Source organism: Mesorhizobium sp. M1328, assembly GCF_040318075.1.
Taxonomy (GTDB): domain Bacteria; phylum Pseudomonadota; class Alphaproteobacteria; order Rhizobiales; family Rhizobiaceae; genus Mesorhizobium.
Window position 1 is genome coordinate 25662 of record NZ_JAMYLO010000015.1, and the last position, 19963, is coordinate 45624.

A 19963-nucleotide genomic window follows, 5' to 3' on the forward strand; every position below is an offset into this window, starting at 1 on the left:
CGTTGTCTCTAAGGCGAAATAAGGCATGGGACTCGATACGATTAGCCGCTATAATTTGCATGAAGTTAGAAATGGCATTGATAAATGAGGCGCGGAGATTTCAGCGAGCTTGCAGTCTTCATCGCCGTAGCAGAGGCAGGCAGCTTCACACGCGCCGCAGCAAAGCTCGGGCTATCGCAGTCGGCGCTCAGTTACGCTGTCAGGACGCTGGAGCAGCGCCTGGGAGTCCGGCTGATCTCACGCACCACACGCAGCCTGTCCGTGACGGTAGCTGGAGAGCGCTTGCTGCGAAGCCTACGACCGGCCTTCGACCACATCGAAAGCGAGATCGCCGCCGTCACCGCCCTGCGCGACAAGCCCACCGGCCTCATTCGCCTGACGACATTCCGGTATGCTGCCAAATCAGTACTGTGGCCCGTCCTTGCCAAACTCCTTCTGGAGTATCCGGATATCGAAGTGGAATTGAGCCTGGACGAGGGGCTGGTTGACATCGTTGCAAGCAAATTCGACGCCGGTATCCGGATCGGCGAGCAGATCCAGAAGGACATGGTGGCAATAAGGATCGGCCCGGACCTGCGCATGGCGGTAGTCGGATCACCGTCATATTTTGCAAACCGAACCGTTCCAAAGACACCGCGCGAACTTGGGGAACACAAAGGCATCAGCTACCGTCAGAAGACCGGCGGCGGGCTCTTTGCCTGGGAGTTCGAGAAAGACGGGGAGGAACTTGAAGTCAGGATGAATGGCCCCCTCGTTATCAATGACGGTGAAATGCTCGAGGCTGCGGCCCTTGACGGGCTCGGTTTAGCATACACGTTTGAAAGCCAGGTTGCTCCGTTCATCGCAGACGGTCGCCTTATCCGGGTACTAGAAGACTGGTGCCAACCCTTCCCAGGCTATCACCTTTATTACCCCAGCCGACGCCAACACACCGCAGCCTTCGCTCTACTTGTCGAGACACTCCGTCTCAAGGCGTGACAGGGGGGCGAAACGTACTCAAACATGCCGCTCTAACTTGGCATAGTGTGAGTTATCCTCCCTCATATGCGCGACCTCGCAAGATGTCGACAATCGGGTTCCGCCCGCTCAGGCAGAACCGGCGCGCCCTGGCAGATCGCCCTAGAAAAAGTCTCAACTTATCTGACGGGCTGCGTCGCGGTGAACGTCCGATTCCAGAATTCAGAGCCTTAAGCCGCCATTCCGCTTCTGGCCCCTTAAAGGCGACATCACAACATCTGCTCAGCGATGATCGCCTCTGGCGAATCTGCGACGTCCGTTGGCACCGTAAGGTAGCAAGCTCGGCCTTGAAATCATTGAGGATTTTCGGACAGGGCGCTACCATAAATCCGCGTTTTTGTTATGATTTCAATAGCTTAAAGGTAGACTGGTAGCGGGAGAGCGCTACCGCCTTTCCCCCCACTCGGAGAGCATGCGATATTTTCTACAGTGTCGGGCGTGATGGGCCTGTCTCGGTGCTGCAAGGACCAGTAGGGAACGGGAGAGTCTGACCCGAACGCTATCCACGACGCGAAAGGCAGCTTTGCGCCCTTAAATTTCAGCCGTTGAGTTGGGTTGTGCATGACCTGAACGCGGTCATATCATCGGGTCGTATAAATACCCGAGGGCGGCCCCTTAGCGGACATCTGCGTCAGATATTCTCCGGAGTGACAATTTCAAAAGGTATAGACCGTTGAAGGGTGGCGAGCGGTGCTTGTGGTCCAATGACATCGATCATCGTCTGCACGAGAAGGGCGGAGGTCGCCTCAAGCGGATGACAGAGAGCTGCAGTAATCAGCCCCTCAGACAATCCCTTACGCGTCTCGGGTCCGATGTCGCGGCATACCACCTTGATCCCCGATCGCCTCTCGGGAGACACTTCCCTTAGCGCGCGAAGCACACCGGTTATTCCGCCGCCGACGATCAGAATGCCGACAAGATCGTCGGTCGACTTTAGAAGCTCGGCCACCATTCGGTAGGCCTCACTCGGTTCCTCATGGGTGGGACGACTCTCCTCGACCGTCAGTCGTGAAGCGTGCTCGCGCAAATAGGAGCGGAAGCTGGCGTCCGCGACATCCTGGCATTGATAGCGATGATTGCCTATGAAAACCGCAATACGACCAGGACCTTGGGTGGTTTGCGTAATCAGGAAAGCCGCGGTGCGCCCCAGCTTCCAATTGTCAGTGCCCACATAAGCTGCCCTTTCCGGCGCGGACTGATCCGTGATGTAAGAGACAATCGGTTTCCCAATCTCCTTCAATGAACGGATGGCCTGGCCAATGATTGGGTGATCCGCCGCGACCACCGCGACAGCGTCGCAAGAATCGCCGAGCGCGATGAGACGGCTCGAGATAGTCTCCGGCGTCAAAATATCCACGAAGTCGACGACAGGTTCGATAACCTCGTCCCGGCGCTCGCGACAGGCGGCAACGATCTTCTTTCCGAATAGCTGGTAAAGGTCGCGTGTCGACTGCTGGAGCAGGAAACCCAATCGGTAATGCGGCGAAATTTTGCGAGCCCGATCGTCAATCGCCCCGATACCGTAAAAGCCAATTTCTTCAGCAGCGCTTTGGACCCGTTGGACTGTTTTCGGCCGCACGGAAACGGTGCCACCCAAAATTCTGTTTACAGTCGCCACTGACACGCCTGCCGCAGTAGCGAGATCGTGGATTGTCGGCCGCTTCATGAACGCCATTCCTGTCTTGTATCATCATGATTGAACTCAAATGATACAAATGCAATTTTGATTTTATTTCTGTCTTCTCCGGATATCAACCCTCCGATATGAATCGCGTCGCTTTAGAGGTTACGCGGGGCATTGTCGGCAAGCGCGACGATTCCACGTGTATTTCGACGGCGACCTATGGCGGGGATGCTCTAGTGCCCCGATAGGCTGTTTCGGCACTTGGCACGAAGGCAGCAAGGAATCCGGCTCGGTCATGAAGACTCGCTTCCACAAGGAGGCGCGAACGGTTGAACCCAAGCAATAGGCGGCCGCGTGATGGACGATCTGGCCTTTGGCACCCGCGACAAGCGCGGCAATTGGCGTCCCAGCGCGCCGCTCCAAGTCGGACCCCTGCTGGATTTTCCCTGGCGCTTCGTGCGCGTGCTGAGATGGCTGCCGGCCTACTTCCTGCCGTGGAACGCTGTGTTCATGGCTGTTGGCGCTTTGTTGTGGTTTTACCTCACTCCTTCACGCGAGACGCTCCAGACCCTCGGTTGGGGATGGGTACTATATCTCTATCTCCGCAACTCGGCGCTCATTCTGCTCCTCTACGGTGCTCTGGAAATACGCCTCTACTTGAAACGCGCCCAAGGCAATCGCTTCAAGTTCAACGGCAAGTTCCCGGCGGACCATCCATCGGACGTGTTCTGGTTCAAGAGCCAGAATATCGACAACGCGATCCGCACCTTCGTCAGCGGACTGCCGATCTGGACGGCCTATGAGGTGTTGTTTTTGTGGGCCTGGGCCAATGGCTGGGGGCCGTGGACGAGCTTCAGCGAGCATCCGGTCTGGCTTGTCGCATTCGCTCTCGTCATTCCGCTGATTCATGAGGTGCACTTCTTCTGCATTCATCGACTGATCCACATTCCCGTGCTCTACCGCTGGGTCCATTCGGTGCACCACAATTCCATCAATCCAAGCCCGTGGTCGTCGCTATCCATGCACCCGGTAGAGCACCTGCTCTACTGGTCGGACAGCCTGATCCATCTAATCGTGCCTTCGCATCCGCTGCTCCTGCTTTACCACCTGCAGGTGACCGGCACCGGCGCAGTTGTCGGTCATATCGGCTTCGACAAGGTCGAAGCCGGCGACGGAGGCGTCGATACCCACGCCTACGCCCACTACCTGCACCACAAGTACTTCGAGGTGAACTACGCCGACGGCACGCTGCCGATCGATAAATGGCTCGGCACCTGGCACGACGGCACGAAGCAGGGCGACGAACAGATGAAGGTCCGCTTCGAGACAAAGCGAGCGCGCATCACGGCAAAACAACAGCAGAATTCATGAGGTCATGGATCCGTCAATGTGACGGCAAGAGAGGGAGGAAATGAAATGTGGAAGCTCTTGAAGATTGCGTGCGCGGGCGCGGCCCTGGCGATCATTGCCCAGGCCGCGACGGCGGCGAACATCGCTATCATCGGCGGAAAGGCGGATGATCCGTTTTTCGCCAAGATTAAGAAGGGCATCGACGATGCGACCTTGGTGGTCCAGGCGCATGGCGGAACGGTGAATTATCTGCAGCTTCAGACCTATGACAACATTGGCGGCGACGCCGCCAATCTTGTGCGCACCGCGATCAGCCAACAGGATCTATCATCGCCGTGCCAAACTGGGTTCCTGCCGCCGAAGATGAGGCCATCAAGGCTGCCTTAGCGGCAGGTATCCCCGTCATGCTCTACAATTCTGGCGGCGGAGATAAAGCCAAGGAACTTGGCGCCATCAACTACATCGGCAATGAAGAATACCCCGCGGGCCTCGCCGGCGGCAAATATTTTTCCACGCACGGCCCCAAGCATGTCATTTGCGTCAATACCGTGCCGGGTGCCCAGAATCTCGAGGACCGCTGCAAGGGCATCGCCGACAACGTGACGAAAGCCGGCGGCAAGTCGAAACAGCTTCCGCTGCCTGCGAGCTCATTCGGAGATCCGACCGCTGTTGCCGAAGCCATCAAGGCCACTCTTCTCAAGGATGACTCCATCGACGGTGTTTTCACAATCTCCGCAGGCGACGCGGATTCCGCTGCTGCCGGCATCGACCAGGCTGGCAAGACCGGCAAAGTACAGCTGGGATCTTTCGACATGAACGTCGCTGGTCTCAACCGCATCAAGGATGGCAAGCAACTTTTCGCTATCGATCAACAGCCTTGGCTGCAGGGCTTCCTGGCCGTTACGATGTCTGACGCTTACGTGAATTATGCGTTGAAGCTCGCGTCGGCCCCAATTTTGACAGGCCCTGGAATTGTCGACAAATCAAATGTCGAAATCACGCTGAAGGGCGGTGAGCAAGGCTATCGGTAATCCTGTCACAGCATTGCTGCCCCTGATATAATCGAGAGGCCGAGGACTCCTCGGCCTCATCTACAAATGTTCTAAGAATACGACGTTGCCGGCACTCCTGGGAGGAATAGTGCAATGAACACAAATGCTGCCAAGCCTTTTGAAGCGGGATCGGGTGGGGTCGGGTCGGCAGGACTCGCAGTTGGTTCGCTGCTTCGGCGGCCGGAAGCTGGTGCGTTCCTGGGCCTGCTCGGAGTGTTCATCTTCTTCACGATCTTCGGGGGCACCAGTTTCCTCATGCCGGCAGGTGTCGCGAGCTGGCTCAATGTCGCTGCCAGTCTCGGTATCGTTGCCCTTCCCATGGGTCTTCTGATGATTGCCGGCGAACTCGACATCTCGATCGGCTCAATGATCCCGGCAGGGTCCATGACGGTCGCCATCATCGCAGGCCATTATGGTCTCTCGATCTGGCTGGGGATTTCTGTCGCGCTTGCCATCGGCGTCATTGTAGGTCTTGTCAACGGAATATTGGTGGTGCGAACCGAGGTGCCTTCGCTCATCGTGACACTTGGCACGCTATTCGCTGTAGCGGGCGCAGTGCTTGGTCTGTCCGTTATCATCACTGGCACCACCAGCGTCGCCCTGACCAGCACTGGGCTGGCAAAGGCCATCTTCGGCTCGTTCATCGGCGCTCAGTTTCAGGTCATAATCCTGTGGTGGATGGCACTCGCGGTAATCTACATTTTCTTCATCCACTACTCACCATTCGGAAACTGGCTCTTCGCCATGGGCGGTGACAAGGAGAGCGCGCGCAATGCCGGTATTCCAACCCAGCGCCTCACCATTTTGCTTTTCGTTCTGTCGAGCACCAGTGCCGCTTTTGTCGGCGTGTGTCAGGCGATCCTTTTCAGTTCGGCGCAGGTTTCGGCCGGCATGTCCTTTATCTTTAATGCCATCATCGCAGTCGTCGTGGGCGGAGTGCTGCTCACTGGCGGCTTCGGCTCTGTGATCGGCATCGTCTTTGGGACCCTCACCTTCGCCGTGGTGAACCAGGGCATCTACTTCACGTCGTTCGATCGCAATTGGTCGAGCCTCATTATCGGCGTACTCCTGCTGCTCGCAGTGCTGATGAACAACACCTTTCGCAAGATGGCATTGACCTACACGCCGAGGAAAAAGTGAGGGCTTGGACGACGTGTAGGCGCAGGCAATCTTCGCGGGCCGGCGTCCGATGCACGATATGGCTGGCTGGGGATACGAGCCGGAAGAGGCCTGGGGGGTGCTGCGGACTGCAGCTGGCGAAGTGCGCATTCCCGCCGAGCAGGGCCGCTATCACGATTACTACACAGCCTTTGCCCGTGCCGTGCGCGAGGGCACTTCGCCGCCGGTTACGCTGCCGCGGGCACGGCGTCCTCGAGGTGCTCGACGCGGCACGACTAAGTTTTGAAACACGACGTTCGATTGACCTTCGATGACGGGTCGGCTGATCGTGATCCAAGGAGTGAAAACTACAATGATCAGGATGGCAGTGATCCGCGCAGGTCTGACGGGCGCGGATCATGCCAAGATGGTTGCCGAGGAACTGCCCGGCGCAACCCTTCAACTGCTGCGACACGGCAAGCGTCGACTGGCTGCATCGCGGTGATGGAGGTCGACCAGAAGGCGGGCGACGCGTTGAGCTGTTTTGGCCGCACGGAACCGGTGCCACCCAAAATTCTGTTCACAATCGCCGCTGAGACGCCTGCCGCGGTAGCGAGATCGTGGATATCGGCCGCCTCGTGAGTGCACCGTGGTTATATCATCATGACTGATACTAAATGATATAAATGTTGCTTTTATACTATATCCGTCTTGCTATGAAGATCAGGCGTCCGATATGAATCGCGTCCAGTCGGGGGTCGATATCTAGATCAGCCCCAAGTGGGCTGACGCCGCAATCTCACGACCGATCCGGGCAAGAGGCACTGTCACGCGATGGACGACCATCAGTATGGAATGCGCGACAAGCGCGGTAACTGGGCACCGCATCGCCGGGCCGAGCCGGCCCCGATCTGGCATCGTCCGTTCAATGCAAAGAAGGTAGTGGCCTGGATTCCTGAGTTTCTCTGGCCGTGGAACGCATTTCATCTCGCCACGTCGATCATTTGGGTGAACCTGCTCATCCCAAGCTGGCAGAGCCTCGCGACCTTTTCGCTGCTCAATTACTTTTGGCTGTATGGTCTCAACGCTGCAGGCATCTTCTTCCTCTACGGCTTCTTCGAGTTGCGCTACTATGTCCAGCGCAAACAACAGAACCGCTTCAAGTACAATCCTAAATTTCCGTCAGACGCGGTGTCAGACGTGTTCTGGTTTCAAAGTCAGAACCTCGACAATTTTACCCGCTCGTTTTTCGTCACGATACCGCTATGGACAGTGGTCGAGATCGCGATGCTGTGGATGTATGCAAACAGCTGGGCGGTCTGGCTGCCATGGACGACGAATTGGCTTTACCTGTCGTTCCTGGTGCTTATCGCGCCAGCCGTGCATGAGGTCTATTTCTTCTTCCTTCATCGGGCGATCCATTGGCCGCCGCTCTACAAATGGGTGCATTCGGTCCATCATAATTCGATCAATCCAAGTCCCTGGTCGTCGCTCTCGATGCACCCGGTCGAAGGCTTCCTCTATCATGCTGAAGTCTGGCTGCACCTGTTGATCCCTTCGAACCCGGTCTGCGCCTATTTCACGCTGCACGGAGCGGGATTTGGAGCAGTGAACGGCCATCTCGGTTTCGAGACATTCGAAATCACCGACAAGGTTAAGCTCGATAGCCATTCTTACGTGCACTACCTTCACCACAAGTATTTCGAGGTGAATTACGGCGGTGATGGGCTGGTACCCCTCGATAAGCTGTTCGGAACTTGGCACGACGGCAGCAAGGAAGCCGACGAGATCATGAAGGCCCGCTTCCGCAAGAAGAAGGAAAAAAGGCGGAGCCAGCAGGAAGGCCGCAGCGATCCCGCATCTGGAATGCCGGCGGAATGATGAACCAATCGCTGTTTCGACTGTGCCCGTGAGGAGCGGGCCCGGGACAGCCGGAATTTTTACTGAAAAGCCCCACGGGGCAAATGGGAGGAAGACTATGAAGCTTTTCAAGAAACTCGTGTCGACGGCCGTGCTGATCGGGTTCAGCACCGGTGCTACGCTTGCCGCCAATATCTTCGTCATCGGCGGCAAGCCGGACGATCCGTTCTGGTCGATTGTCAAGCGTGGCGCCGAAGATGCTGGCAAAGTTGTCGAGGCCCAGGGTGGCAAGGTCACTTGGCTCGGGCCGCAGAACTATGACAATCTGGGCGTCGACGCCGCTGAGCTGATCCGCCAAGCCATCGACCAGAAAGCGGACGCCATTGTCGGCCCGGACTGGGTGCCGGAAGCGATGGACCCTGCGTTCAAGGCCGTCAAGGATGCTGGCATTCCGCTCGTCATCTACAATGCTGGCGGGTTGAAGGCGGCCGATCGCCTCGGCGCGCTGAACTACGTCGGCTCTGACGACTACAAAGGTGGCGTCGCGGGCGGCGAGTACCTCGCCAAAGCCGGCAGCAAGAAAGGCGTCTGCATTAACACCCTCCCGGGTGCCGCCAATATCGAAGCTTATTGTGGTGGTTTCAAAGAGGGGATGAAGAATGGCGGCGGTGAAGCCGACGTGTTGCCCTTGCCGGCAACGTCCTTCGGCTCAGCGACGGCCGTGGCGCAGGCGGTGAAGGCCTATCTGCTCCAGCACTCAGACGTGACCGCCGTATTCACCATCGGCAACGTTGACGCCAACTCCGCCATGAACGGCCTCACCCAGGCTGGCAAGAGTGATAAGGTTCAACTATGCGGCATTAACTTCGACGAGACCATTCTGAACAACATCAAGGATGGCAAACAGGCCTGCGCGATCGATCAGCAGGGTTACCTGCAGGGCTACCTCGCCGTGGCGATCCTCAACGGCAAGGTAAATTACGGCCTCACCGTGCCGACCCGTGAGATCCTCACCGGACCCGGCATTATCGATAAGGCCAGCGTCGATGCAACCATCGCCGGCGTGAAAGCAGGGACGCGATAATCCTCCCGCCTGGGCCGCCCTCGCTTTTACAGTGGGCGGCCCTTTTTCCCTCTCTCTGCGGCGGCCACATCGCGGCCGGCCGCGTGCTCGCGGATTACCCTAATGGCACATCCCGTGACGTCCACATTAACCCCGGCGCCGAACCGCACGCAGTCCGGACTAGCCCTCGGCCGGCTGGCGCGTCGACCAGAGTCGGGCTCGTTCCTCGGCCTGATCGCAGTTCTGCTTTTCTTTGGCCTGTTCGGGGGAAGTGCGTTCATGTCGGCAGCCGGCACGGCCAGCTGGTTGAACATCGCGTCTGAGATCGGGATCATCGCGCTGCCGATAGGGTTGCTGATGATCGCCGGGGAACTCGACATCTCGGTCGGTGCCGTGATCCCCGCAGCGTCGCTTACCGCAGCCATCGTCTCGGGTCACTATGGCCTGCCCGACTGGCTTGGCATAACGGCCGCGCTTGGCCTTGGCCTCGCTGTCGGCTTCCTCAACGGGCTGCTCGTGACGAGAACGACCATCCCGTCGCTCATAATCACCATTGGCACCATGTTCCTCACGATGGGCCTGACGCTGGGTCTCACCGTGAAGATCGCCGGCAGCACTGGCGTCTCGCTTGTGCCGGACCCGCTCACCAAGGCAATCCTAGGCGCCTATCTCGGCGGCATGTTCCAGGTCACGATCCTGTGGTGGGTGGTGTTCGTGATTGGCCTGTTCTGGCTGTTGCACATCTCCCCGATGGGCAACTGGATCTATGCACTCGGCGGCGACAAGGAAAGCGCGCGCAACGTTGGTATCCCGACCAAACGGCTGACCATCGGTCTGTTCATGCTGTCCGGCTTCAGCGCCGCTTTCGTCGGGGTCAGCGAGGTGATGGTCTACCAGAGTGCGCAGGTCCTGGCCGGTCAGTCCTTCATCTTCAATTCCATCATGTGTGTGGTCATCGGGGGCGTTCTGCTCACGGGCGGCTTCGGCTCGATCGTTGGCATCGTGTTCGGCACGCTGACATTCTCGATCGTGAACCAGGGCATCTACTTCACGAGCCTGGATCCCAACATTGGAAGCGTCATAATTGGCGCGCTTCTTTTGATCGCGGTGCTGACCAACGACACCTTCCGGCAGCTGGCCCTCAGCTATTCGTCGAAGAAGGGGCCGCAGTCATGATGGACGCAATCAAATCGGTGCTGCGCCGTCCCGAAGCCGGCTCGGTCCTCAGTCTTATCGGCGTGGTGCTGTTCTTCGTTCTGTTCGGCGGCGCCAGTTTGGGCACGCTCGTTGGCGCAGCGAGTTGGGTCAATTTCGCGGCCAATCTTGGCATTGTAGCCATTCCCGTCGGGCTGCTGATGATCGCTGGCGAACTCGACATTTCGATCGGCGCGTTGATCCCCGCCGGTTCAATGACCACCGCCATCCTGACCGGCTACTATGGGCTGCCCATCTCGGTAGGGATCGCTGGGGCGCTGGCTGTCGGCGTGACCGTCGGCCTGGTCAACGGCCTGCTCACGATCCGAACCTCGGTGCCTTCGCTGATCATCACGCTGGCCACGCTGGTCGCCATGCAGGGGGTGGTGCTAAGTGCCTCCGTGCTTCTGACCGGCAATGCCAGCGTTGCGCTAACGGCGCCGGACTGGGCGAAATTCCTGTTCGGACAGTTGATCGGTGGCAGTCACCAGGTCATCATCGTCTGGTGGGTGGCGTTCGCCGCTGTCATAGGCTTCGCTCTTCACAAGACCCGCTACGGCAATTGGCTGTTTGCAATGGGCGGCGACAAGGTCAGCGCCCGCAACGCCGGCATTCCGACGAACCGCATGACCATTGCGCTGTTTGTGTTGTCCGCGGTCAGCGCCACGTTCGTCGGCATCTGTCAGGCGATCCTGTTCAACTCCGCCCAGGTCTCCGGCGGCATGAGCTTCATCTTCAATGCCATCGTGTCCGTGGTGGTGGGCGGTGTGCTGCTTACCGGCGGTTTCGGTTCGGTTATTGGTATCTTCGTGGGCACCATCACCTTCGCCATCGTCAGCCAGGGCATCTACTTCACCCAGATCGACCGAAACTGGTCGAACCTGATTATCGGTGTGATGCTCCTGCTGGCCGTGCTGATGAACCAGTCGTTCCGCGACTTGGCTCTGTATTTCAGACCGCGGCGTGGGCGAGGCCTGCCGCGGGAGCCAGCAAACCCATGAGCAACGAGTTGCCACAGGAGCCGTGCCCGGCGGTCGCTTCGATCAACGAGCATCGTGCTTCTATGAACACGGTCGCCGATCAATCGCATCAGCCAAGCCGGTTCGCAGATGAAGAGGTGAGCACGCCATGAACGACAAACCTGCCATTCTCGAGCTGAAAAGCGTCAACAAATCCTTCGGTCCGATCGATGTCCTGCACGATATTTCGCTGAGGGTGCGCGCCGGCGAAGTGCTTTGCCTTCTTGGCGACAACGGCGCCGGCAAGTCCACCCTCATCAAAACCTTGGCCGGGGTCCACAAGCCCACCAGCGGCCAGATATTGATGGATGGTCAGCCGGTGACCTTCACTGGGCCGAGTGATGCGCAGGGACGGGGCATCGCCACGGTGCACCAGTTCGGCGGCACGTTCCCGCTGATGAGCATCGGGCGGTCTTTCTTCGTCGGCGTCGAGCCGACTAAAGGTTGGGGACCGTTCAAGATCTACGACCGCAAGCGCGCCAACGAGATCGCGGTGAAGGCGGTCCGGGATTTCGGAATTACCCGCATTGATGACGGTGACCGCCTGGTCGGCGGCCTGTCGGGTGGAGAGCGCCAGTCGCTCGCCATTGCCCGCGCTGTGTATTTTGGAGCGCGCGTGCTGATCCTGGATGAGCCGACCGCGGCGCTCGGCGTCAAGCAGGCCTCGCATGTGCTGCGTATCGTCAATGAGTCCAAGAAGCGTGGCTTGGCGGTGGTCTTCATCACCCATCAGGTCATGCACGCCATGACCGTCGGCGACCATTTCGCGGTGCTGATCCGCGGCGCCATCGCCGATGATTTCAGCAAGGGCCAAAGGTCCCGCGAGGAGATTACGGATCTGATGGCCGGTGGCGAGACAATGGCCGGCCTGGAAGCCCAGGTCGAAGGTCACATGGCCGAGCACGAAGGCCATCCGCCGTCCCTCCAGGTGCTGGAGGGCCCAGCCGCTCAGTAGATTTCTTAAAAGGCGCCAACCAGGCGTGGCTCCATGCCGCCGAGTTGGCCATTGCCCGTAAATTCGAAAAAGCAAAAGCAGGACAGAAATGACAATCCGCATTGCAGTGATCGGCGCCGGTTTGATGGGCGCGGATCATGCCAAGATAATTGCCGAGGAACTGCCCGGCGCAACCCTTCAATTGGTCTGCGACATGGATGAGCAGCGCGCTCGTTCTGTTGCCGGCGCGTGTGGCGCTATCGACATTGCCACCGACCCCAACGGCGCCATCACGCGGCAAGACGTGGACGCGGTGATCATTGCGAGTCCAGATTTCACGCATGCGCCGCTTTCGATGGCCTGCATTGCCGCCGGCAAGCGCGTCCTATGCGAAAAACCGCTGTCACAGGCGTCGGCTGACTGCATCGCGGTGATGGAAGCCGAGCAGAAAGCGGGGGCGAAATTCGTCCAGCTCGGCTTCATGCGGCGTTACGACCGCTCCTATCAGGAAATGAAGCAAGCGCTCGATAATGGTCATCTCGGCCGGGCGCTGATGATGCACAATTTTCACCGCAACGTTGAAACGCCTGCGGCCGACTTCACCGGCGCGATGGCTATCACCAATTCGGCCCCGCACGAATTTGATGTCGTGCGATATGTGCTCGGCACCGAATATGCTGCCATCTCCGCATTCCAGCCAAGCCGCTCGGACGGGCGTGTGGCACCTGTCGTCATGGTGCTGGAAACGGTGGATGGGCAACTCGTCAACATCGAGATCAACAACAACGCCGCCTATGGCTATGACGTTCGCGCCGAGCTGATTGGCGAGAACGGCGCCGTGGCAACCAACAACGTTGCCTACACCCGCACGGAGTCAGCGCTTACCCAAAGCACGAACTACGACGCCGACTGGCGCACCCGCTATTACGATGCCTATCGCCGCCAGAACCGCGACTTCCTTCGATTCGTCATGACTGGTGAGTTCCCCGCGACCGCCTCGGACTGCTGGGATGGCTACTGCGCCGCCGTCGTTGCCGAGGCCGGCGTGGTAGCGCTGAAGGAAGCCCGTCGTACGCCTGTCCAGATGATTGCAAAGCCGGAGTTCTACGCGTGAAGCTGGGCTTCGTTTCAGACAGTCTCGGCAATCTGCCGTTCGAGGCGGTGCTTAATCATGCCCAGCGCATGGGGGTATCGGGCATCGAGGTGAACACTTGCGGCTGGTCGACCGCCCCGCATTTCCGGCTTTCGTCCATGCTGGGTAACAGGGAAGCGCAGAAGCGGATTGCTTCAGCCTTCGAGGAACGCGGCCTGGAGATCATAAGCCTCAACGCCAACGGCAATCCGCTGCACCCAACCGATCCGGCCCAGGGCCAAGGGTTGAAAGACACGATCCGCGTCGCCGGCGAGATGGGCATTCGCACCGTCTGCACCATGAGCGGTCTGCCGGCTGGCAGCGCTAGCGACAGCATGCCGAACTGGGTCGTCTCGTCCTGGCCGCCGGAAACGCAGACCATCCTTAAATATCAATGGGAAGAAAAGCTGATCCCGTTCTGGACCGAGATCGTGGCGCTGGCGAAAGAAAACGGCGTCGAGCGCATTGCGCTCGAGCTGCATGGCAATCAGTGCGTGTATAACGTGCCCTCGCTCCTGAAGCTTCGAGCAGCCGCAGGACCTGTCGTGGGCGCCAATCTGGACCCGTCGCACCTGTTCTGGATGGGTGCTGATCCCCTCGCTGCTGCCGAAGCGCTCGGCGCGGCCGTTTATCATGTCCATGCCAAGGACACGATGCTGAACCGGCCAGTCCAGGCAACGACCTCGCTGCTTGAGAATGGCAACCTAATGGACATTCCGGCCCGCTCGTGGAGCTACATCACGCTCGGGTTCGGCCATGGTGAGGAGTGGTGGCGGCAATTCTGTTATCGGCTCAAGATGGCTGGCTACGACGGCTGGCTTTCCATCGAGCACGAGGACGTACTTCTGAACTCGCTGGAGGGGCTCGAAAAGTCCGTCGCGCTCCTCCAGAGCGTGATGCCGTCAGCTCCCGCAGATTTCAAACCGCAAGATATCTGAGGAGAGATTCAATGCCCTGGGTTGACGCTTGTGCCGCTGACGAAATCGAAGCCGAGGAAGCCAAGCGCTTCGAGAATGGCGGCCGTACCTTCGCGATCTTCCGCAACGACGCGGATGAATACTATTGTACAGACGGGCTTTGCACGCATGAGAAGATCCACCTCGCGGACGGTCTCGTCATGGGTAATACGGTGGAGTGCCCCAAGCACGCTTCCGTTTTCGACTTCACGACTGGCGAAGTAGAGACGCCCCCGGCCTGCGAGAACCTCAAAATTTACAAGACGAAGGTCGAGAACGGCCGCGTCATGATCGAGGTTTGAGCCGTTATGAGCCAACCCTTCCAGTTGGCCGCCTGCGCCGAGATGCTTTGGCTTGATCGTCCGATGGCTTGGCGCGTCGCACGTCTACATGAGATGGGTTTCGGCGTCGGATTGTGGAATTGGCCGGACCATGACCTCGCAGCGCTCGAGAAGTCGGGGGCGACCTTCACGATCATGAACGGCTACCTCGAAGGAAGGCTCGCCGACGACGAGGGCGCCGACATGCTCTTGAAGTCCGCCCTGGAGACCGCAAGAGTCGGAAAGCGCCTCGGGATTGCCAGGCTCAACCTGCACGGCACCGGTCTCGGCGAAGGCGGTATTCCTATTGTGAAGTCCGAAGTCGAGACCGGCCCCATGTGGCTGAAGGCGCGGGACACCTTGAACCGTATCTGCGACTTGGCCGAGGCCGAAGATGTCGTCTTCACGCTTGAAAACCTGAACCTGCTTGACCACCCGGGCTGCCCCTTTGGCTCGACGGCAGACGTGCTGGCATTGGTGTCATCGATCAATAGACCCCAACTGCGGATCAACCTCGATCTTTATCACACTCAGATCGGCGAGGGCGATATCGTCCGCTGGTGTCAGAAATGCCTGCCCTTCATCGGCGAGGTGCAGATGGCCGACAATCCGGGTCGTTGCGAGCCGGGAACAGGCGAGATGAACTGGCCCTACATCGCGAGAGCTCTGTTCGACATGGGGTATCGCGGGTCGGTGGGTCTGGAAGCCTTTGCCCAAAACGATCCTGAGGCAGCGCTGGTTGCTTTCCGGCGGGCTTTTACGGTGTGAGCCATGCGGAGCATCATCAGGAGCGGCAAGCTGTCCGACCATGCTCTCCGATCCGAGCGCCGCTCGCAGATTTCTTTCGAGTTCACCTGACCTGCAGTGGAGGCTGATTATGGCCATGTATCACAACCGTCCTCATGTCGAGGATATCCGAAAGATGAAGAGGAATGGAAAGAAGATATCCATGCTCTTCGTCAGCACGCCCGACGAGGCAGCCGCCGCTGCCGCGGCAGGCATTCATATGCTCTCCATCGAGGGCCGATACTTTGACCAGGAAATGCGACAGGCAGCCGGCGACTGTTTCGTTCAGGTCGGTCTGCCTTACGGCGGCTGGGGCAGCTTCGCTGGCCGTCCGCTCGCTACGGCAGGAGACTATCTGCGTGCGGCTTTCCACTTTGCTGGCATTGGTGGCGACGCCTTCTACTGCTCTGCGTCCTACGATATCCAGAAGGCGCTCTGCGACAACCACCTCCCTGTCGTCGGGCATATCGGCCTGATCCCTTCGTACATCACCTGGACCGGTTGGCGCGCAGTCGGAAAGAGCGCGGAAGAAGCGATACGCCTCTGGCGGCACACCCAGAAACTCGAGGAGATCGGTGTCTTCGGGGCGGAACTGGAAGTCGTGCCCGACCGGGTGGCGAAATTCCTGACCGAAAACTCGTCGCTGGTCATGCTTGGCATGGGCGCCGGCAAGCATGCTGATGCGCAATACCTCTTCACAGAGGATGTCTGCGGCTATGGCAAGAACCATAAGCCGCGGCACGGAAAGGTTTACCGGAACCTCGGCCCTGAGCTGCAGAAGATCCAGGACGAGCGCGTGGCGGCGTTCAGGGAATACAAGGCCGACGTCGATTCTGGCCGGTACCCCGGTTACGAACATACAGTTCCGATTGGGGACGCTGACTTCGACAGCTTCATGCGAGCAGCCAAAGGGTGACAACCATGCGTGCGGGGCTATCCGATTGCTCAGGAGCGGGTGTCAGGCAAGTCGAAGTCCGCAACACGAAGGCGCCAACGCTCGCTGAACTCAAAATGCTGATTGCGAAGAGGGAGCTGATCCTTCCGGCGAAGTTGGAAACTCTGGTCCGTGTGATGTTTGCAGAGCCAGACTACGTTGCCTTCGAAAATTCTGCCTCGATCGCTCGCCGATGCAACGTGTCAACGACAACCTTATCTCGCCTCGCTCCGCGCCTTGGCTTCAGGTCTTTTAAAGAAATGCAGAACTGCTTCCGAAATCACATCCTCGATCGAAAAGCCCAGCGCAAACCGAGCTGATAAGTCGGCTACATCGATCACTGAGAAGTCCGATCCGCGCCTTGAGCAAGCCCGCCGCCCAAAGTTTAGCTTTCTAGCCCGGCATTCCCAGAAGCTGACTTTCCGCTTACGGGCCCCAAGGCGACATCAGGACATCTGCTTGGCAAAGACCGCTTCTGGCGCCTCTGCGACGTTCGTTGGCACCACAAGGAAGCAGGCTCGGCCCTGAAATCATTGAAGATTTTTTGGACGGGCGCTACCAAAGCTTCAGTTTTTGTTGTGATTTCAATAGCTTATAGGAGGGTGGTAGCGGGAGAGCGCTACCGCCTTTCCCCCCACTCACTGAACTGCCAGTTCCGGCTTCGCTGCTACGGCTGAGCGAAGTGAGCCTCTCTAACTGCGAATCGGGGGGTCAGGAGTTCGAATCGCTTCGGGCGCGCCATTCCAAATAATTGAAATCGTTGGCATTTTTTGGTCAACAGGTTGCGGCCTGCGTCCCACTGCAATATCAAAAGATGCCTCGGCTTCAGGGAGACCACACCACCGCCCATTCGGTCGGCTGTGAAAGCGCGTCGTTACAACGCAAGTGAAAAAAACTACCGGGCAATCAAAGCAGACATTTCTGGACTGTTTGTCGACCGAGGCGGAGTCTGATGACATTCAACCTCAGCCGGAACCGAAATGGCTTTACCGTCCGATCCAGATTTCCACGCCCGCGAAACACTCCGGCTGATCGGCCCTGATCCGCAAAACTGGGTGCCGGACCGGGAGGGCGTCGACCACAATGTCTTCATCGTGGGTGGCGGGCAGACGGGCTCGACCTTTGCCTTCGCGTTGAGGCGCGCCGGCATTGGCAAGGTCACGGTCATCGATGCGGCGCCGGATGAGAGCAAAGCCGGCATCTGGCTGACCCATGCGCGGATGAACCGGTTACGAACGCCCAAGGGCCTGCCGGGACCGGAACTCGGCCTGACGGGCTTGAGCTTTCAATCATGGTATGAAGCCCGCCATGGTGCGGAAGCCTATGCCGGCTTCGATCGTATCGCGCGGACGGATTGGGCGAACTACCTGAAATGGTATCGCGGCTTTCTCGGCATAGGCATTCGCTATGGCACGCGTCTCCTGCGCATCGAGCCGGCTGACGGGCATTTTCGTCTCCACCTCGAAACCGACGGCACGCCATCGGTCGAAAGGGCGCGCAAGGTCATTCTGGCCAATGGATTTGGCGGCAGCGGCGGTGCCGCCGTCCCGGAGGTGCTCGCCACTCTGCCCCAGGGCCTTGTCGCGCACAGTTCGGCAGCAATCGATTTTGCCTCACTCAAGGACCAGGCGATCGCTGTCGTGGGATCCGCGGCCTCGGCATTCGATGCGGCCGGGACAGCCCTTGAGGCCGGGGCAAAATCGGTGCGTCTCTTCGCCCGCCGCAACAGCATTGCCAGCGTGCCGATCAACCGCGTGCGCGGCTATCCCGGCGCCTATGACAACTATCCGCTGTTGCCGGATGCGGTGCGCTGGCGCCAGGCGTTGCGGTTTCGCGAGGCCGGTTCGACGCCGCCGCCCGATGCGGTGGAGCGGGTGGTGCGGCACAGGAATTTCCACCTGCATCTCGGTTCCCTCTGGACAAATGCGGATGTCGAAGGCGGCAAGGTAGTCTCCGATATCGGCGGCGAGACATTTGCCTTCGACTTCGTCATCGCCGGCACCGGCTATTTCGCCGACCCGACACGCAAGCCTGAATTTGCCGATTTCGCAGCCTCAATCCGGCTGTGGCGTGACCAGTACACGCCGCCGGAAGGCGAACTGGATGAAATTTTCGGCGCCCATCCTTATCTCGGCCTCGGTCATGAATTCCTCGAAAAGGCGCCGGGCGAGGCGCCGTTCCTGAAGGATGTCCATGTCTTCAATCCCGGCGGCTTCGTCAGTTTCGGCCTGCCGATCGGCGATGTGCCGTCGATCAGGCGCGATGTGCCGGCCGTGGTCGCCCGCATCAGCCGTGATCTCTTCCTCACCGATCTCGACAGCTATGAGAGCCGCATAACCGGCAGCCATCCGGCCGAGTTCGGCGAGGAGGCCTATGCCTCCGCCGTCTGGCGACCGGCGCAGACCATCGCGGCGGAATAGACATTTTTCGATGGACAATTACCGATGACCTTCAGCCCTGACCTTTCCGACCCGTTCGTCGCTACGGCGGTCGGACTGCGCGATATCTTCGATCGGGATGCGGTGGCGCGTGACAAGGCCGGGGGGCGACCGGTCGAACAGATCCGGCTGCTGAAGGAAAGTGGCTTGCCCTCGGCGCAGATTCCCAAGCGCTACGGCGGCAGGGGCGCGTCCTGGCTGTCGGTGCTTCGCGTCGTGCGCGAATTCGCCCGCACCGATGGTTCGCTCGCCCATCTCTACGGCTACCATCATCTGCCGCTCAACGGCGTGTTGTTTCGCGGCACGCAGGCGCAAAAGGACCAACTGCTGACACGCTCGGCCCGCGAGAACTGGGTCTGGGGCAATTCCGGCAACGCCATGTCGAAGACGTCGACGGCCAAGCGCAACGGCAAGGGCTGGATCCTCAGCGGCTTTCGGCCGTTCTCTTCCGGTTCGCACATCGCCGACTATATCCAGGTTGCCTGGGAGGACGGCCAGGATCGACTAGCGGCGGCGATCCCGGCCGATCGCGAGGGCATCGTCATCGAGGACGACTGGGATGGCGTCGGCCAACGCCAGACGGGTTCCGGCAAGGTCACGTTCAAGGACGTGCATGTCGGCGATGACGAACTGATCGGCTCGCCAGCGGTGCCGCTGACGCCGTTCCAGACGCTGACCTCACTCTTCCAACAGGCGGTCTTGCTCAATTTGTTCGTCGGCAGCGCCCAGGGCGCGCTCAGCGAAGGCCGCGACTATACGGTCTCGCAATCGCGCCCCTGGGTCTATTCCGGCTACGAGAAGCACACGGACGACCCGTTCGTGCAGCGCAAATACGGCGATCTCTATATCCGCACGCTGGCTGCGGCCGAGCTAGCCGATTTGGCGGCGCGAAGCCTCGATGCCGCCTATATCAAGGGCGAGGCTTTGACCCCGGAGCAACGCGGGCAGACGGCGATCGATCTCGCAACCGCCAATGTCTATGCCGGGCAAATCGGCCTCGACGCATCGAGCGAGATTTTCGAGGTGATGGGCGCCCGCTCGGCCACCAAGGCCAACGGCTTCGACAGGTTCTGGCGCAATGTGCGCACGCACACGCTGCACAATCCGGCCGAATACAAGAAGCGCACCATCGGCACCTGGTTGCTCACCGGGGAATTCCCGGTCGGCGGATTGTATCGCTAAGGAG

18 protein-coding genes and 1 pseudogene are annotated in these 19963 nt (G+C 59.3%); 18 read left to right on the plus strand and 1 reads right to left on the minus strand.

Features of this window, described 5'->3' with window-relative positions:
• The first annotated feature begins 84 nt into the window (after positions 1-84).
• Positions 85-978 (plus strand): LysR family transcriptional regulator, encoded by an 894-nt coding sequence (locus NKH23_RS23275; RefSeq protein ID WP_352910156.1) that lies wholly within the window; start codon positions 85-87, stop codon positions 976-978.
• 670 nt (positions 979-1648) lie between these two features.
• Here the strand turns inward: NKH23_RS23275 and NKH23_RS23280 are convergent.
• Entirely contained in the window at positions 1649-2683 is a 1035-nt protein-coding gene (locus NKH23_RS23280) for a LacI family DNA-binding transcriptional regulator (RefSeq protein ID WP_353035404.1), read from the minus strand.
• A gap of 315 nt (positions 2684-2998) precedes the next feature.
• Between NKH23_RS23280 and NKH23_RS23285 the strand changes: the two genes are divergently transcribed.
• The 17 genes and pseudogenes from NKH23_RS23285 to NKH23_RS23365 all read left to right on the plus strand — a co-directional run bounded on the left by NKH23_RS23285 (position 2999) and on the right by NKH23_RS23365 (position 19959).
• Complete coding sequence (locus NKH23_RS23285; protein WP_353035406.1) at positions 2999-4012, plus strand: sterol desaturase family protein; 1014 nt, start codon at positions 2999-3001, stop codon at positions 4010-4012.
• Positions 4013-4057: 45 nt separating this feature from the next.
• Positions 4058-5022, plus strand: a pseudogene (locus tag NKH23_RS23290) (substrate-binding domain-containing protein).
• 114 nt (positions 5023-5136) lie between these two features.
• Positions 5137-6183 (plus strand): ABC transporter permease, encoded by a 1047-nt coding sequence (locus tag NKH23_RS23295; protein ID WP_352910167.1) that lies wholly within the window; start codon positions 5137-5139, stop codon positions 6181-6183.
• Positions 6184-6241: 58 nt separating this feature from the next.
• Positions 6242-6448 (plus strand): hypothetical protein, encoded by a 207-nt coding sequence (locus NKH23_RS23300; RefSeq protein ID WP_353035408.1) that lies wholly within the window; start codon positions 6242-6244, stop codon positions 6446-6448.
• 66 nt (positions 6449-6514) lie between these two features.
• The gene (locus NKH23_RS23305; protein ID WP_353035410.1) at positions 6515-6646 is read left to right on the plus strand and encodes a hypothetical protein; all 132 of its coding nucleotides are present in this window, start codon (positions 6515-6517) and stop codon (positions 6644-6646) included.
• A 329-nt stretch (positions 6647-6975) separates the two neighbouring features.
• Complete coding sequence (locus NKH23_RS23310) at positions 6976-8022, plus strand: sterol desaturase family protein (protein ID WP_352910175.1); 1047 nt, start codon at positions 6976-6978, stop codon at positions 8020-8022.
• Positions 8023-8119: 97 nt separating this feature from the next.
• Positions 8120-9085 carry a sugar ABC transporter substrate-binding protein gene (locus NKH23_RS23315; protein ID WP_352910178.1) on the plus strand — a complete coding sequence of 322 codons (966 nt, stop codon included), beginning with the start codon at positions 8120-8122 and terminating at the stop codon, positions 9083-9085.
• Between the two features lie 114 nt (positions 9086-9199).
• A complete protein-coding gene (locus NKH23_RS23320) occupies positions 9200-10240 on the plus strand; it encodes an ABC transporter permease (RefSeq protein ID WP_352910181.1) in 1041 nt (346 codons plus the stop codon).
• Positions 10237-11259, plus strand: coding sequence for an ABC transporter permease (locus NKH23_RS23325; RefSeq protein ID WP_502912371.1), 1023 nt, complete (start codon positions 10237-10239; stop codon positions 11257-11259). The genes NKH23_RS23320 and NKH23_RS23325 overlap by 4 nt, the downstream gene beginning before the upstream one ends.
• A gap of 127 nt (positions 11260-11386) precedes the next feature.
• Entirely contained in the window at positions 11387-12232 is an 846-nt protein-coding gene (locus NKH23_RS23330) for an ATP-binding cassette domain-containing protein (RefSeq protein ID WP_352910183.1), read from the plus strand.
• An 88-nt stretch (positions 12233-12320) separates the two neighbouring features.
• Positions 12321-13325: a Gfo/Idh/MocA family oxidoreductase gene (locus NKH23_RS23335; RefSeq protein ID WP_353035413.1), complete on the plus strand. Its 1005-nt coding sequence runs from the start codon at positions 12321-12323 to the stop codon at positions 13323-13325.
• Entirely contained in the window at positions 13322-14281 is a 960-nt protein-coding gene (locus NKH23_RS23340) for a sugar phosphate isomerase/epimerase family protein (protein ID WP_352910188.1), read from the plus strand. Before NKH23_RS23335 ends, NKH23_RS23340 begins: the two co-directional genes overlap by 4 nt.
• A gap of 11 nt (positions 14282-14292) precedes the next feature.
• Positions 14293-14601: a MocE family 2Fe-2S type ferredoxin gene (locus NKH23_RS23345; protein ID WP_352910191.1), complete on the plus strand. Its 309-nt coding sequence runs from the start codon at positions 14293-14295 to the stop codon at positions 14599-14601.
• 6 nt (positions 14602-14607) lie between these two features.
• Positions 14608-15387 (plus strand): TIM barrel protein, encoded by a 780-nt coding sequence (locus NKH23_RS23350; RefSeq protein ID WP_352910194.1) that lies wholly within the window; start codon positions 14608-14610, stop codon positions 15385-15387.
• A 109-nt stretch (positions 15388-15496) separates the two neighbouring features.
• Positions 15497-16321: a 3-methyl-2-oxobutanoate hydroxymethyltransferase gene (locus NKH23_RS23355; RefSeq protein WP_352910197.1), complete on the plus strand. Its 825-nt coding sequence runs from the start codon at positions 15497-15499 to the stop codon at positions 16319-16321.
• A gap of 998 nt (positions 16322-17319) precedes the next feature.
• A complete protein-coding gene (locus tag NKH23_RS23360; protein ID WP_353035417.1) occupies positions 17320-18759 on the plus strand; it encodes an NAD(P)-binding domain-containing protein in 1440 nt (479 codons plus the stop codon).
• A gap of 24 nt (positions 18760-18783) precedes the next feature.
• Positions 18784-19959 carry an acyl-CoA dehydrogenase family protein gene (locus tag NKH23_RS23365; RefSeq protein WP_352910202.1) on the plus strand — a complete coding sequence of 392 codons (1176 nt, stop codon included), beginning with the start codon at positions 18784-18786 and terminating at the stop codon, positions 19957-19959.
• The last annotated feature ends 4 nt before the right edge of the window (positions 19960-19963 follow it).